This window comes from Micromonospora sp. WMMD1082 (genome assembly GCF_029626175.1).
Classification (GTDB): Bacteria; Actinomycetota; Actinomycetes; order Mycobacteriales; family Micromonosporaceae; genus Micromonospora.
Window position 1 is genome coordinate 6,777,801 of the sequence record NZ_JARUBM010000002.1, and the last position, 12,845, is coordinate 6,790,645.

Annotated in this window: 14 protein-coding genes; 4 read left to right on the plus strand and 10 right to left on the minus strand. The window is 71.0% G+C overall.

Features of this window, described 5'->3' with window-relative positions; genetic code table 11:
• Window positions 1–5 precede the first annotated feature (5 nt).
• Window positions 6–1,160, plus strand: coding sequence for a sensor histidine kinase (locus tag O7615_RS31165; protein WP_278181373.1), 1,155 nt, complete (start codon window positions 6–8; stop codon window positions 1,158–1,160).
• Window positions 1,157–1,813, plus strand: coding sequence for a response regulator transcription factor (locus O7615_RS31170; RefSeq protein WP_278181374.1), 657 nt, complete (start codon window positions 1,157–1,159; stop codon window positions 1,811–1,813). Before O7615_RS31165 ends, O7615_RS31170 begins: the two co-directional genes overlap by 4 nt.
• A gap of 36 nt (window positions 1,814–1,849) precedes the next feature.
• Here the strand turns inward: O7615_RS31170 and O7615_RS31175 are convergent, their stop codons facing one another.
• Window positions 1,850–2,224 (minus strand): cupin domain-containing protein, encoded by a 375-nt coding sequence (locus tag O7615_RS31175; protein WP_278181375.1) that lies wholly within the window; start codon window positions 2,222–2,224, stop codon window positions 1,850–1,852.
• Window positions 2,225–2,276: 52 nt separating this feature from the next.
• Here O7615_RS31175 and O7615_RS31180 point away from each other — a divergent pair, with 52 nt between their 5' ends.
• Window positions 2,277–3,263, plus strand: coding sequence for a helix-turn-helix domain-containing protein (locus O7615_RS31180; RefSeq protein WP_278181376.1), 987 nt, complete (start codon window positions 2,277–2,279; stop codon window positions 3,261–3,263).
• A 73-nt stretch (window positions 3,264–3,336) separates the two neighbouring features.
• Complete coding sequence (locus O7615_RS31185; protein ID WP_278181377.1) at window positions 3,337–4,158, plus strand: NAD-dependent epimerase/dehydratase family protein; 822 nt, start codon at window positions 3,337–3,339, stop codon at window positions 4,156–4,158.
• Between the two features lie 69 nt (window positions 4,159–4,227).
• Here the strand turns inward: O7615_RS31185 and O7615_RS31190 are convergent, their stop codons facing one another.
• The 9 genes from O7615_RS31190 to O7615_RS31230 are packed head-to-tail and all read right to left on the minus strand — an operon-like array spanning window position 4,228 to window position 12,725.
• Window positions 4,228–5,496, minus strand: a complete 1,269-nt coding sequence (locus tag O7615_RS31190) for a CoA transferase (protein ID WP_278181378.1) — start codon at window positions 5,494–5,496, stop codon at window positions 4,228–4,230.
• Window positions 5,493–6,644, minus strand: a complete 1,152-nt coding sequence (locus tag O7615_RS31195) for a thiolase family protein (protein ID WP_278181379.1) — start codon at window positions 6,642–6,644, stop codon at window positions 5,493–5,495. The genes O7615_RS31190 and O7615_RS31195 overlap by 4 nt, the downstream gene beginning before the upstream one ends.
• Window positions 6,641–7,060, minus strand: a complete 420-nt coding sequence (locus O7615_RS31200) for an OB-fold domain-containing protein (RefSeq protein ID WP_278181380.1) — start codon at window positions 7,058–7,060, stop codon at window positions 6,641–6,643. The genes O7615_RS31195 and O7615_RS31200 overlap by 4 nt, the downstream gene beginning before the upstream one ends.
• On the minus strand, window positions 7,057–8,265 hold the full coding sequence (locus tag O7615_RS31205) for an FAD-dependent monooxygenase (RefSeq protein WP_278181381.1): 1,209 nt from the start codon (window positions 8,263–8,265) through the stop codon (window positions 7,057–7,059). The genes O7615_RS31200 and O7615_RS31205 overlap by 4 nt, the downstream gene beginning before the upstream one ends.
• Complete coding sequence (locus O7615_RS31210; RefSeq protein ID WP_278181382.1) at window positions 8,262–9,128, minus strand: alpha/beta hydrolase; 867 nt, start codon at window positions 9,126–9,128, stop codon at window positions 8,262–8,264. The genes O7615_RS31205 and O7615_RS31210 overlap by 4 nt, the downstream gene beginning before the upstream one ends.
• Window positions 9,113–9,958 carry an ABC transporter permease gene (locus tag O7615_RS31215; RefSeq protein WP_278181383.1) on the minus strand — a complete coding sequence of 282 codons (846 nt, stop codon included), beginning with the start codon at window positions 9,956–9,958 and terminating at the stop codon, window positions 9,113–9,115. Before O7615_RS31215 ends, O7615_RS31210 begins: the two co-directional genes overlap by 16 nt.
• Before the next feature lie 4 nt (window positions 9,959–9,962).
• Entirely contained in the window at window positions 9,963–10,832 is an 870-nt protein-coding gene (locus O7615_RS31220) for an ABC transporter ATP-binding protein (protein ID WP_278181384.1), read from the minus strand.
• On the minus strand, window positions 10,819–11,883 hold the full coding sequence (locus tag O7615_RS31225; protein WP_278181385.1) for an ABC transporter substrate-binding protein: 1,065 nt from the start codon (window positions 11,881–11,883) through the stop codon (window positions 10,819–10,821). The genes O7615_RS31220 and O7615_RS31225 overlap by 14 nt, the downstream gene beginning before the upstream one ends.
• Before the next feature lie 11 nt (window positions 11,884–11,894).
• Window positions 11,895–12,725: an IclR family transcriptional regulator gene (locus O7615_RS31230; RefSeq protein WP_278181386.1), complete on the minus strand. Its 831-nt coding sequence runs from the start codon at window positions 12,723–12,725 to the stop codon at window positions 11,895–11,897.
• Window positions 12,726–12,845 lie beyond the last annotated feature (120 nt).

Sequence of the window (12,845 nt, forward strand, 5' to 3'; positions counted from 1 at the left end):
ACCTGATGAGCACGCAGGGATGGCTGGTGGACCGGCAGTCGCGGTTGCGGGCCGTCGATCGGCGCCGCCCGTGGGTCATGGACACCCTGGTGGCCGTTCCGATCGTGCTCTTCAGCATCCCTAACCTCATCGAGAATCCCCTGTCGGCGGCGATCGCCACCCTGGTTCTGCTACCACCGCTGTACTGGCGGCGGCGGTACCCGTTCCCGGCGTTCCTGGTCACCGCGACCATCGAGTTGATCGAGGGATTGCTGGACGTCGGCGTCGGCGCCGGGGTGATCCTGCTCGTGATGCTGTTCGGGGTGGCCTCCCGCGGTTCGTGGCGGGCACTGGCCTGGGCCTCCGGGATCACCATCGCACTGCTGGTCGCCCAGATCTACGTGCTCACCCCGGTGACGGAGAACCGCACCATCACGCTGTTCCTGGTGATCGGCACGTCGGGGGCCGCGGTCGCGTCCGGCGTCGCGGTGCGCACCCGCCGGGCGTACCTCATCGCCCTTGAGGACCGCGCCGCCCGTCTCGAAGTCGAGCGGGATCAGCGGGCCCGCCTCGCCGTTGCCGAGGAGCGAGCCCGGGTGGCCCGCGAGATGCACGACATCGTCGGCCATCACGTTTCGGTGATCGTGGGCCTGGCCGACGGCGGCGCCGCGCTTGCCACCTCACGGGGGGAGCGGGCCGCCGAACCGCTCGGGTTGATCGGGGACACCGGCCGGCAGGCGCTGTCCGAGCTGCGCCGGGTGCTGGGCGTGCTACGCGAGGGAGACGCCGATCCGCAGCTGAGCCCGCAGCCCGGCATCGACGATCTCGACCGGCTGCTGCCGAGCGTGCGGGCGGCCGGGCTGCCCGTCACCTACTCCACCTCGGGCGAGTTGCACACCCTCGGGCGGGGCGTGCAACTCGCGGTCTACCGCATCGTTCAGGAAGCGCTCACCAACACCCTCAAACACGCGGGACGCGGGGCGACCGCGGACGTCACCCTAGCTGCCTGCGACGGAGAGGTACGGGTACAGGTACGCGACGACGGCCGTGGCAAACCCGCCGCCCCGAGCCACGGCCTGCTCGGCATGCGGGAACGCGCCGCCATGTACGGCGGGGTAGTGACCGCCGGCCCGACCGAGCAGGGCTGGCTCGTCGACGTCGTCCTCAAGGAGCCCTCATGACCACCGTGCTGATCGCCGACGACCAGCAGCTGCAACGCATGGGTTTCAGGATGCTGCTCGACGGCACCCCCGGGATGACCGTGGTCGGCGAGGCTTCGGGCGGCGCCGAGGCCGTGCGGATGGTGGAACAGACCCGCCCGGACGTGGTGTTGATGGACGTGCGCATGCCCGGCATGGACGGCATAGAGGCCACCCGCCGGATCACCGCGGCTGGCTCGCGCACTCACGTACTGATGCTGACCACCTTCGACCTGGACGAATACGTCTACGCCGGACTGCGAGCCGGAGCGAGCGGCTTCCTACTCAAAGACGCCCGTCCCGAGGAGCTGGTCGCCGGCATCCGCGCCGTGGCGAGCGGAGACTCGGTGGTGGCTCCCAGCCTGACCCGCAAGCTGATGAACGCCTACCTTGAGCATCCGGCGCCGACCACTCAGGCAGACCCCCGCCTGAGCACCCTGAGCGAGCGGGAGCGGGAGGTCCTCGAAGCGATCGGCCAGGGCGCCACCAACGCCGAGATCGCCGAACGCTTCACCCTCACCGAGTCCACCGTGAAGAAGCATGTCGGACGCGTCCTAGCCAAGATCGGAGCGCGGGACCGGATCCACGCGGTCATCTTCGCGTACGACAACGGCCTGGTCCGACCGCGCGCCTGAGCACCTTGCTGTCGGTCGCCTCGGGCCGCACCGAAGCTACAGGGCGTGCCCGGTGGTCGCGTCGACGTGATCGGGCACGTCCTCGTGCCGGTCGCCCACGGTCATTGTCCCCGCCGGCTCCACCATGAGGATCGACGCGCCGCCCGGTGACGACGGTTTGTGCTCGGTCCCGCGCGGCACCGTGAAGACGTCTCCTCGCCGCAGCACCACCGTGCGGTCGCGCAGGGAGATCGTCAACTCTCCGTCGAGCACCAGGAAGAACTCGTCGGTGTGGTCATGGGTGTGCCAGACGTGCTCGCCGCGCACCTTGGCGACGCGAATGTCGTGGTCGTTGACCCGGGTCACGATGCGCGGGCTCCACAGCTCCGCGAAGGACGCCAGGGCCGCAGTCAGGGAGATCGGTTCGGTCACGCCCCCATCGTGGGGCCCTTCCCGGGTACGGCGTGAGTGCTAGGAATAGCAGATGACGCAAGAATCCTCGCACCGTGTCGTGGCCCTGGTCGACGCCGGCTCGAACCCCTTCGAACTCGGCTGCGCCACCGAGGTGTTCGGACTGCACCGGCCCGAACTCGGCCGCGACCTGTACGCCTTCCGGCTCTGCTCGGCCACCCGCACCACCCGGATGCGCGACGGCTTCTTCGATCTGACCGGGATCGCCCCGCTCGACGCGGTCGACGAGGCGGACACGGTGATCGTTCCGAACCGCCCCGACGTCGAGGTCCCACGGCGCCCGGCCGTCCTGGACGCGATCCGCCGCGCCCACGCCCGCGGCGCCCGGCTGATCGGCTTCTGCAGCGGGGCGTTCACGCTGGCCGAGGCGGGAGTGCTCGACGGGAGACGGGCCACCGCCCACTGGCAGTGGGCGGCTCAGTTCCGGTCGCGCTTCCCTCGCGTACACCTGGAGACCGACGTTCTCTTCGTCGACGACGGTGACATCCTCACCGCGGCCGGCAGTGCCGCGGCCCTCGATCTGGGCCTGCACGTGGTGCGGCGCGACCACGGCGCGGAGATCGCCAACGCGGTCAGCCGCCGGCTCGTCTTCGCCCACCGTGACGGCGGTCAGCGGCAGTTCGTCGAGCGCCCGATCCCGGACATCCCGGACGACTCGCTGGCCCCGCTGCTGGCCTGGGCCCAGGAGCACCTCGACCGCCCGCTGACGGTCGCGGACCTGGCCGGTCATGCGGCGGTGAGCCCGGCGACGCTGCATCGGCGGTTCCGGGCCGAGTTGGGCACGACGCCGCTGGCCTGGCTGACCGGGGAGCGGGTCACCCTCGCCTGCCGCCTGCTCGAACGCGGCGAGTCCCGGCTGGACGTGGTCGCCCGCCGCAGTGGCCTCGGCACGGCGACGAACCTGCGCACCCTCCTGCGCCGCGAGACCGGCCTCACCCCGACCGAGTACCGCCGCCGCTTCGGCCGCGACTGCGGCGCTCCACCGGACCAGGCACAGTGATCCGGCAGGCCGTTCGGCCCTGTCCATCCCGGGCCGCGGGAACGCACGCTGGTAGGGAGGAAAGGTGGGTGCCGTGACGACCGATGGTTGGTCGACCGGTCCGGTGGCGGTCGTGGGCGCGGACGGCCAGGTCGGTTCCGCGCTACGGGACCGGTTGGCCGAACTGCCCACCGAGGTGCGTCCGCTGCGCCGCGGTGACGACCTGCGGGCCGCGTTCCGCGGCGCCGACGTGGTGGTGCATCTGGCCGGGGCGTTGGCACCCGGGCGGGGAAACAGCTATCGGGCCGCCAACCGCGACACTGTCGCGGCGACCTGCGCGGCGTTGCAGGACTGCGCCGTGCGGCGGGTGGTCTTTCTGTCCTACCTGAACGTCTCCGCCGCATCGGCCAACCCGTACCTGCGCTTCAAGGCCGAGGCCGAGCAACTCCTGCAGGACTGTGACACGCCAGCGGTGATCTTCCGATGCGCCCACATCTACGGGCCGCCCGACCAGCCCGGCCCGACTGCCTCGGCGTTGCTCGGCCGGCACGGACGGGTGGTCGTGCCCGGACCGGGAAGCCAACGCTACGCCTGGATCGCGCGGGACGACGTGGTGGAGGCGCTGGTCCACGCGGCGCTCGACCCGAGCACGCCGACCGGAACGTTCGACCTGGCCGGACCGCAGGCATACACCGTGGACGAGTTCGTCGGCCACATCAATCCCGGCCCGGTCCGCGTTCGGCACCTGCCCGGCTGGGCCGCACGCCTCGCCAGCCGGCTCGTACCAGGAATCCCCAAGCCTCTCATCGACGTCCTGCTGCGCGACTGCCTCCCCGTCAACGATCCGCGAGAGACCGCGGACAGGTTCGGGTTCACCCTGCGCACCCTGACCGAGACCTGGCGCAGGAGCCCTTGATGATCTTCCTGCTCGGCCTTGGTGCTCGCCCGGCTGTTTCCAGAGGCTCCGGGCGGCGCGGATCCGACTTCAGGCGACGGCCGGGGTGGTGCCGGGTGGGCGCGGGTCCGTCGCCACCGCTCGGTTCGACAGCAGACGGTCGACCTCCTCCGGCGGCCGGCCGAGGATGTCCCGCAGGATCGCCACGGTGTGCTCCCCCAGCCCGGGCGGGTACGTCGCCGGACGGGCCGACTCGCCGACATACCGCACCGGGTTTCCGAGCACCCGCGCTTGCCGGCCGTCCGGGTGGGCGAGGTCGACGATCATGTCCCGGCCCGCCTCGTCGGCGTCCCGCAGCGCCTCGGGCACCGTCTTGATGAGCGAGACCGGAACGGCCCGCGTGGCGAGTTCGCGGACCCATTCCCGGGCAGTGCGCCGGGCGAACTCCTTCTCCAGGATGGGCCAGAGCTGGTCTCGGTGGGTCAGCCGTGCCCGTCCGTCGACGAATCGCTCGTCGGCGATCAGATCGGGCCGGCCGAGGGCGTCGCACAGCCCCTGCCACATCCGCTCGGTGTTCGCCGTCACCACGAACTCCCGCCCGTCCCGCCCGGCGAACGACCGGTAGGTCGGGATGGAGTCGTGCCCCCGGCCCTGCGGTCCGGGCGTCACCCCGGCGACCAGCGAGTACGCCCCCTGATACGACAGCATCGCGAGCTGGCCGTCCAGCATGGACACATCCGCGGTCCGTCCGCCACTGCGCGGCCGGTCCAGCAGCGCGGCCATCACGGCGATCGTGGCGTACATGCCGGCGATCAGGTCACCGGCCGGGATACCGAGCCGGACCGCCGGACCACCCGGCTCGCCGGTCAGGCTCATCACCCCGGACATCGCCTGCACCACCATGTCGTACGCGGGCTGGTCACGCAGCGGACCGACCTGGCCGAACCCGCTGATCGACGCCCAGACCAGATCGGGCTGATCTGCCCGGATCCGGTCCGGGTCGAGGCCGAGCCGGCGGCAGACCCCGGGACGGAAGTTCTCGATCACCACATCGCTGCGGGCGATCAGGTCGAGCACCACCTGGCGGCCGTCATCGGTCTTGAGGTCGACGGCGATGCTGCGCTTGCCCCGGTTGTTCGCGAGAAAGTAGACGCTGTCGTCGCCGACGAAGTGCGGCGGGATGGACCGGCTCAGGTCGCCACCGAGAGACTCGACCTTGATCACCTCGGCGCCGAGGTCGGACAGGATCTGGGTGGCGAACGGACCGGACAGGAAGGTGGTCAGATCCAGCACCCGCACCCCGGACAGTGGGCCGCCCGGCACCGTCGGAGTCGACGGACCGGACCGGGCGGAGGTCACTGCGCCGCCTCGAAGATGTGCACCGCGCAGGCGCCGTGGTCGAGCCCGGCGATGCCGCCACCCGTCACGTGCGTCAGCGCGGTCCGGGCGCCCGGCACCTGCCGGGCACCGGCCCGACCGGTGAGCTGCCAGAACGCCTCCACCACCTGCGCCACACCACTTGCCCCGACCGGGTGGCCCTTGGCCAGCAGCCCGCCGCTCGGGTTGACCACCACCTGGCCGCCGTACGTCGTGCCACCGGAACGGAGCAGCCCGATCGCCTCGCCCTGCGGGCAGAGGCCGAGCGCCTCGTAGTAGACCAACTCGGCGACGGTGAAGGCGTCGTGCAGTTCGACCACGTCGATGTCGCTCGGGTCGATCGACGCCTGTTCGTACGCCTCCCGGGCCGAGTCATAGCTGATCTCAGGGCGGGTCATGTCGCGGAACCCGGGCTCGAAGCCCCCGGAGTGCAGCACCGACGCGGCGATCCGCATCGACGGCGGCTGGCCGAGCCCGCGCCACACCTCGTCGGCGACCACGACCAGCGCGGCTGCCCCGTCACCGGTCGGGCAGCACTGCAACAGGGTCAACGGTTCGGCGATCGGCCGGGATGCCAGCACCTCCTCCACCGTGACCTCCTTCTGGTACTGCGCGTAGGGGTTCTTGCTGCCGTGCCGGCGGTTCTTGACACTCAGCCGGGCGAGGTCGGCCACGGTGCCGTCCCGATCGTGCAGGTAGCGGCGCGCCCGCATGGCGTAGAGGGCCGGCATCACCATGCCCTGCTGCACCTCCCAGTCCTCGGCGACCAGCGGCAGCGTGCCGCCACCGAACTGGGTGAGCTTGTCCACGCCGATCACCAGGGCGGTCTCCTGGGCTCCCCGGGCGACCGCCTCGGCGGCCAGGTGCACCGCGCTGGCACCGCCGGAGCAGGCATTGTCCACGTTGACCACCGGGATGCCGGCGAGCCCCGTCTCCTTCACGATCCGCTGCCCGGTGAGCATCCCCCCGAACGCGTGCCCGCAGTAGACCGCGCCGATCCGATCGGTGGTCAGCCCACTGTCGCGCAGCGCGGTGATCACGGCCGGAGCCGCCAGCCCGACGTACGACGACTCACGGTGTCGCCCCATGGGGATCATCGCCGCGCTGATCACGTGTACCTGGCGGGTCATGAACGGTCTCCCTCCGGTCGGGCGGGCTCGGCGGGGACGAACGCCCACGCTGGCCGGTCTCCGTCGGTCTCGACCACCAGCGACACCTGCTGGTCGAGGTGGTACCGGGCGGGGTCGCCGGGAAGGCCGGCGAGCACCCGGGGGCCTTCCGGCAGATCGACGTAGCCGATCGTGTACGGCACCGGGCGGGTGGCCGACACGTGCACGGTGGTGTACGCGTACAGGGTGCCGCGCCTCCCGAGCGGCAGCGGTACGACGTTGCCGCCGAGGCACCGGGGGCAGGACACCCGGGTGGGAAAGGTCCGGGCGCCGCAGTCGCGGCACTCCCCGCCGATGAGCCGGGCCGGCTGGCCGTCGGCGGCGGGTGCGACCACGTCGGGTGGGTTCAGGTCGGCCAGCGGCCGTGGCTCACTCATCGGGATACCTCGCTGTCGGCTGGGGTCAACGGCACGCTCCAGGCGTCGTAGCCGTAGAGCCACTGCGGCGAGCCGCCGGAGCGCATGAACGTGTTCTGGGCGGATTCGGTCTGCACCTGGGCGGTCCGGGCCAGCCTGGTTCCCTCGTACGCGTCGAGGGCCCGGGGCAGGTCGCCGAAGCCGTGCCGGGTCAGGCTCCGGTACAACACGACCGCGTCCTCCACTGCCATCGCCGCGCCCTGGGCCATGTAGGGCACCATCGGATGGCAGGCGTCGCCGAGCAGCGTGACTGCTCCGTCGTGCCAGGTGGCCAGCGGCTGCCGGTCGTAGAGCGCCCACTTGTAGGTGGCATGAGGCATGTTGATCACCTTGTGTACGTCGGAGTGGAAGCCGTCCATCGCCTCCCGCAGGTCATCGAGGCTGCCCCGGGTGGACCAGGACTCCTCCCGCCAGGAGGTCTCCGGGATGCTGGTGACGTAGTAGACCTCCCGGCCGGCGCCGATGTAGTAGGCGACGATGTGCCGGTCCGGCCCCCACCACTTGACGAAGTCGTCATCGACGTCCCGTTGGCCGCGATCCATCTCGACCACGCCCCGGTAGGCGACGCGGCCGGTGAAGTGCAGTTCGGACTCGCCCATGACCGTCCGGCGTACCTGGGAGTGGATGCCGTCCGCGCCGATCACCAGGTCGGCCTCGGCCGTACGCCCGTCGGCGAAGGTCAGTCGGACCGCGTCGCCGGCGGACTGGTCGAGCCCGACGAGCCGGTGGCCGTGGTGCAGGTTGACGCCTCCGGTCGCCGCTGCGGCCTCGACCAGGGCCTGGTGGAAGTCGCCGCGGTGCATCTGTAGGAACGGCCCGTGGTAGCGCTTCTCCGCCTCGTCTCCGAGCGGCAGGTAGGCGAGGACATCGCCGGTGTCCCAGCTACGGCTGGTCCAACCCGCCGGGCGGCAGGCGGTGCGACGCATCTCGGTGAGCACGCCGGCACCGTCGAGCGCGCGGGTGGCGTTCGGGCTGACGTTGATGCCGGCGCCGACTCGGGCGAACGCCGGCGCCTGCTCGTAGACGTCCACGATGCAGGGCAGCCGGGCGAGGAGGATGGCCAGGGTGAGGCCACCCATTCCGGCGCCGACCACGGCGACGCGGGGCCGGTCGGTCGCGCCGGCGACGGTCGCGCCGGTTGGCACCGGCGAAGTGGGGGTGTTCATGCTCGGTCGCCTTCCTGTCGGTGGACAACGTCGTCGGCGATGAACCGGTGCAACTCGTCGGCGAACCGGTCCGGCTGTTCCAGCGGGGCGAGGTGCCCCACGCCGGCGAACCTCACCCGGCGCGCCCGGGGCAGGGCGGCGGCGGTCGCGGCCGCCAGTTCCTCGGGGGCGGCCCGGTCGGCCGAGCCGGAGATGACCAGGGCCGGCACGTTGACCGCGGCCAGCCGGCCGAGCAGCGACAGCTCGGCGATCGCCCGCCAGGTCTGCGCGTTGACGGCCGGGTCGGCCGCCAGCAGCCAGTCCCGGACCCGGTTGATCAGCGCCGGCTCGGTCTGCCGGGTGTGTTCGGTGAACCAGCGGTCGATGGTCTCGGCCACCATGCCGGCCATCCCGGCCTGGGCGGTGCGGTCGGCCCGCCGTGCCAGCGCCGCCCGGAGCGGCGCCGGGGTCTCGGACATCGTGTTGGCCAGCACCAGACCGGCCACCGGCAGTTCCGGACGGAGCGCGCAGAGCTGCGCGAGCATCCCGCCGAGCGAGACGCCGGCCAGCACCAGCGGCCCGGTCAGCTCGGCGAGCTGACCGGCCACGTCCTCGGCGAGGTCACCGAGGGTGAACGCGGGCGGCGGTGCCGGCCGCCCACCGTGGCCGGCCAGGTCTGGTACGACGACCCGGTATCCGAGCCCGGTCAGTCGCGTGTGCACCGGCCGCCACATCCGATGGTCCAGGCCGGCGGCGTGCAGCAGCACGACGGTCGGAACCGGTCCGCCCACGCCGTGGATCGGGACCGGTCGGCCCGCGCCCTCGTGCACGAGGCCGGGATCGGCAGCGGCAGCGGCGGCGGGGTCGGTCAACGCTTGGCCCATGGCACGAGCATCCGTTCGCACAGGTCGCCGAGGAGCACCGCGCCGGCACCCCCGAGGGCCACGCAGATCAGGCCGATGAACATCCTCGGGATGTCCAGGGTCTGCCAGGACTGCCAGATGAAGTATCCGATGCCGTCGTTGGAGCTGACGAACTCCACCGAGACGACCAGGATGAGCGCCTGCCCGATGCCGAGCTTGACGCCGTTCATGATGGACGGCAGTGCGGCCGGCAGCACCACCCGCCAATAGCGCATCATCCGGGGGAAGGCGAACGCCTTGGCCACGTCGGCGTAGACCTGGCTGGTGTAGAGGGTGCCACTGAATGCCGAGAGACAGACGACGAAGAAGACACCGAGAGTGACCAACATGATCTTACTGGTGTCGCCGATCCCGAAGATGATCAGCAGCAGCGGCAGGATCGCCAGCTTCGGCATCGGATAGAGCGCGTAGACCAACGGCGACAGGGCGTGCCGGACGGCGGTGACGCTGCCCATCAGGGTGCCGACGAGGATGCCGGTGCTGACCCCGAGCACGATCCCCACCACGATCCGGATCAGGCTGGCCTGCAACTGGACGCCCAGATCACCGAGGAGGTTGCGTTCAGTGATGTCGGTGCCGGCCCGTTCCACGATGGTCGAGGGCGCCGGGAAGAACCGTTCGTCGATGAGACCGAACATGGAACCGGCCTGCCAGAGCAGCAGCAGGGCGAGCGGCACCCCGGCACCGAGGCCGATCTGCATCAGCCGGTTGCGCCGGCGTCGCCGTTGGTAGCTGCGGGCGGCGCGGGCGTTGAGCGCGGCGTACGCGCCGACGGTGGCGGTCTCGGCCATCGCGCTACCTCCTCTGCGTGGTGAGGGTGTCGCCGACCTCTTCGGCGAGGATCGTCCAGAGCTGTTCGGTGGTGGTGCGGAACTCCTCCGTGCTGCGGGTCGACATGACCTCGTCGTGGCGGGGCACGTCGATCTCGCGCAGGTGACGGATCCGGCCGGGACGGGCGGTCATCACCATCACCCGGTCACCGAGGGTGACCGCCTCCTCGATGTCGTGGGTGACGTAGAGAACCGTGGTCGGACTCTTCGCGAAGACGTTCAGCAGTTCCTGCTGCATGATCAGTCGGGTCTGCGCATCCAGGGCCGCGAACGGCTCGTCGAGCAGGAGCAGCAGCGGCTCGGCGGCCAGCGCCCGGGCCAGCGCGGCGCGCTGGCGCATCCCACCGGAAAGTTCGTGCGGGTACGCGTCGGCGAAGTCCCGCAGCCCGGTCAGTTCGAGGTAGCGCCGGGAGCGCTCGCGACGCTCGGCGGCCCCGCAACCAAGCGGCTTGAGCGGCAGCTCCACGTTGCGGCGCACGGTGAGCCAGGGAAAGAGGCTGTCCGACTGGAAGACGGTGGCGCTGGCCAGCCGGTGCCGGCCGGAATCGTTGACCTGGCGTCGCCAGCGCAGCGTGCCCTCGTAGTCGCGGTCGAGGCCGGCGAGGATCCGCAGCAGGCTGCTCTTGCCGCAGCCGCTCGGGCCGATCACCGACAGCACCTCGCCCTCCCGGATCCGGAAGGACATCCCGCCGATGGCGACGACCGGTTGACCGGACTTGCCGAAGTAGACCCGGCTGAGGTCGTCCAGCTCGCAGACCGTCCGGTCGCCGACGCCGCCGGTCGGGCCGGTGCCGGAGGTTCCGGTCGTGCCGGTCGCCGTGTCAGTAGCTGCCAAGTTCGTTCACCGCCTCTTTCGCGAACCGGTCGTCGAGCAGTGTGGAGATGTCGACCGGCTCGTTGACCAGGCCGCTCTCGACGAACCATTGCTGGGTGTCTTCGAGGAACTGCCGGCTGACCACCTGGTCGGGATCGAGCCCGGCGACGTGCGCGGCGAGCACCACCTCCAGCGGCTGTTGGGCCGCCTCGGCGATGATCTCGGCCACCTCCTGCTTGCTCTGGTCCTTGAGGAAGGCGTCGTTGTAGTCGCGTACGCCGCGCAGGTACGCGGTCATGAAGCCCTGGGCGGCCTCGGGCTGCTCGTCGATGAAGCGCTGGCTGTAGACCAGCGGCACCAGGGTGGCGCCGTCGGCCGGCACCACCTCGGACAGATCGGAGACCTCCGCGACACGGCCGGAGTTGAGCGCCGTGGTGAGGAACGGTTCGAGTTCGATCGCCGCGTCGAGCGAGCCGTTGATCAGTGCGGCGGTCATCTCCGGGTAGGCCAGCGTCTCGACTCGCACGTCATCGCGGGTCATGCCGTACTTCTTCAGCAGCCCGTCGAGCAACACGATGGTCGCCGACCGGGGATCGGACACGGCGATCCGCTTGCCGCGCAGGTTGTTGAGGCTGGCGGCGACGTCGCCGCCGACCAGGGGCTTCTGTGCCACCAGTCGGGTGGCCGAGGCGGCGGTGCTGACGCTCTGCTTGTCCCCCACCACCTTGGCGTCCAGCCCCTGTGCCGCGGCGTTGAACAGTCCGGCGGTGACGGCGAACCCGGCGACGTCGAGATTGCCGGTGGCGACGGCGGTGGTGATCTCCGATCCGCCACCCATCCGCTGCCGTTCGACCCGCAGGCCGGCGTCGGCGAAGTACCCCCGCGCCTCGGCGAGGTAGAGACCGGCGTCGGTGAGGCCGCCGACCGAGCCGAAGCGGATGGTCTGCACATCGCCGTCGGCGCCGGAACCCCTGCCGCCGCAGGCGGTGACGGTGGTCGCGACGAGGACGGCGGCCAGGGCGAGGCGGAGGGTTCTGGACCGTGGGGTGGACCGGGACAGGGGGATGTCCATGGGTGTGCTCCTTATGCGGGGGCGTCGGCGGCGGGCGCGGGGGACGGTGGCCAGACCCCGGTCTGCACCTGGGCGCCGAGCGAGATGGAGATGTCGCGGACGCAGTCGATGAGGTGGTTGGTCAGGTCTTCGTGGGCGGTGGCGTCGTACCGCTGCTCGGGGATGGTGAGGCAGACGTCGCCGACGACCGCGCCTTGTCCGTCGAAGATCGGCGCCGCCAGGCCGACCGCGCCGGGGATGTTCTGCCCGCTGGTCAGCGCGTAGCCGCGACGACGGATCTTCGCCAGTTCGCGGTGCAGCGTCTCGGGGTCGGTGATGGTCCGCTCGGTGACCGGGGCGAGCCCGGACCGGTCCACGATCGCCTGCTGCTCGTCGGCCGGGAGAAAGGCCATGATGGCCAGGCCGCTCGCGCCGGCATAGATCGGGCGCCACTTCTCCAACTCCAGGACATAGCGCAGTGGGTGTGACGACTCGACGCTGGCCGTGTACATCATCAGCTGGGTGGTGGCGTTGTAGACGCCGAGCAGGGCGGTCTCGTTGGTCTCGTGCGCCAGGTCGCGGACCCGGGGCAGCGCGGTCTCCCGAAGGTTGAACAGGCCAGCCAGCCGGGAGCCCCAGCGGAACAGCTCCAGCCCGATGGCGTACCGGCCGGTGTCGTCCCGCTCGACCAGGCAACGTCGTTCCAGTACGGCGAGCAACCGGTGGACGGTGCTGGGGGCCATGTCGGTCTGGGTGGCCAGTTCGCGCACGCCCACTGGCTTGCCGCCGTGGCTGATCACTGCCGTGATGAGGTCGATCGCCTTGGTGATCGGCTCACGGGCTCCCTCGGAGGGGCGAGACACCATCGACTCCTGTTCGGGATCGAGTTTCCGGTTCCGGGCTGTTCCGTTCAGCGGTTCAAACGTTCCGCAAACCCTCCGCCATCAGGGTCGGCGCTGTCAAGAGGTGTTTCCGGGCCATCT

Excerpts from the sequence above, each read along its gene's own strand:
- O7615_RS31165 (WP_278181373.1), top strand. The coding sequence starts at position 6 with ATGAGCACGCAGGGATGGCTGGTGGACCGGCAGTCGCGGTTGCGGGCC.
- O7615_RS31170 (WP_278181374.1), top strand. The coding sequence starts at position 1,157 with ATGACCACCGTGCTGATCGCCGACGACCAGCAGCTGCAACGCATGGGT.
- O7615_RS31180 (WP_278181376.1), top strand. The coding sequence starts at position 2,277 with ATGACGCAAGAATCCTCGCACCGTGTCGTGGCCCTGGTCGACGCCGGC.
- O7615_RS31195 (WP_278181379.1), bottom strand. The coding sequence starts at position 6,644 with ATGACCCGCCAGGTACACGTGATCAGCGCGGCGATGATCCCCATGGGG.
- O7615_RS31200 (WP_278181380.1), bottom strand. The coding sequence starts at position 7,060 with ATGAGTGAGCCACGGCCGCTGGCCGACCTGAACCCACCCGACGTGGTC.
- O7615_RS31205 (WP_278181381.1), bottom strand. The coding sequence starts at position 8,265 with ATGAACACCCCCACTTCGCCGGTGCCAACCGGCGCGACCGTCGCCGGC.
- O7615_RS31210 (WP_278181382.1), bottom strand. The coding sequence starts at position 9,128 with ATGGGCCAAGCGTTGACCGACCCCGCCGCCGCTGCCGCTGCCGATCCC.
- O7615_RS31215 (WP_278181383.1), bottom strand. The coding sequence starts at position 9,958 with ATGGCCGAGACCGCCACCGTCGGCGCGTACGCCGCGCTCAACGCCCGC.
- O7615_RS31225 (WP_278181385.1), bottom strand. The coding sequence starts at position 11,883 with ATGGACATCCCCCTGTCCCGGTCCACCCCACGGTCCAGAACCCTCCGC.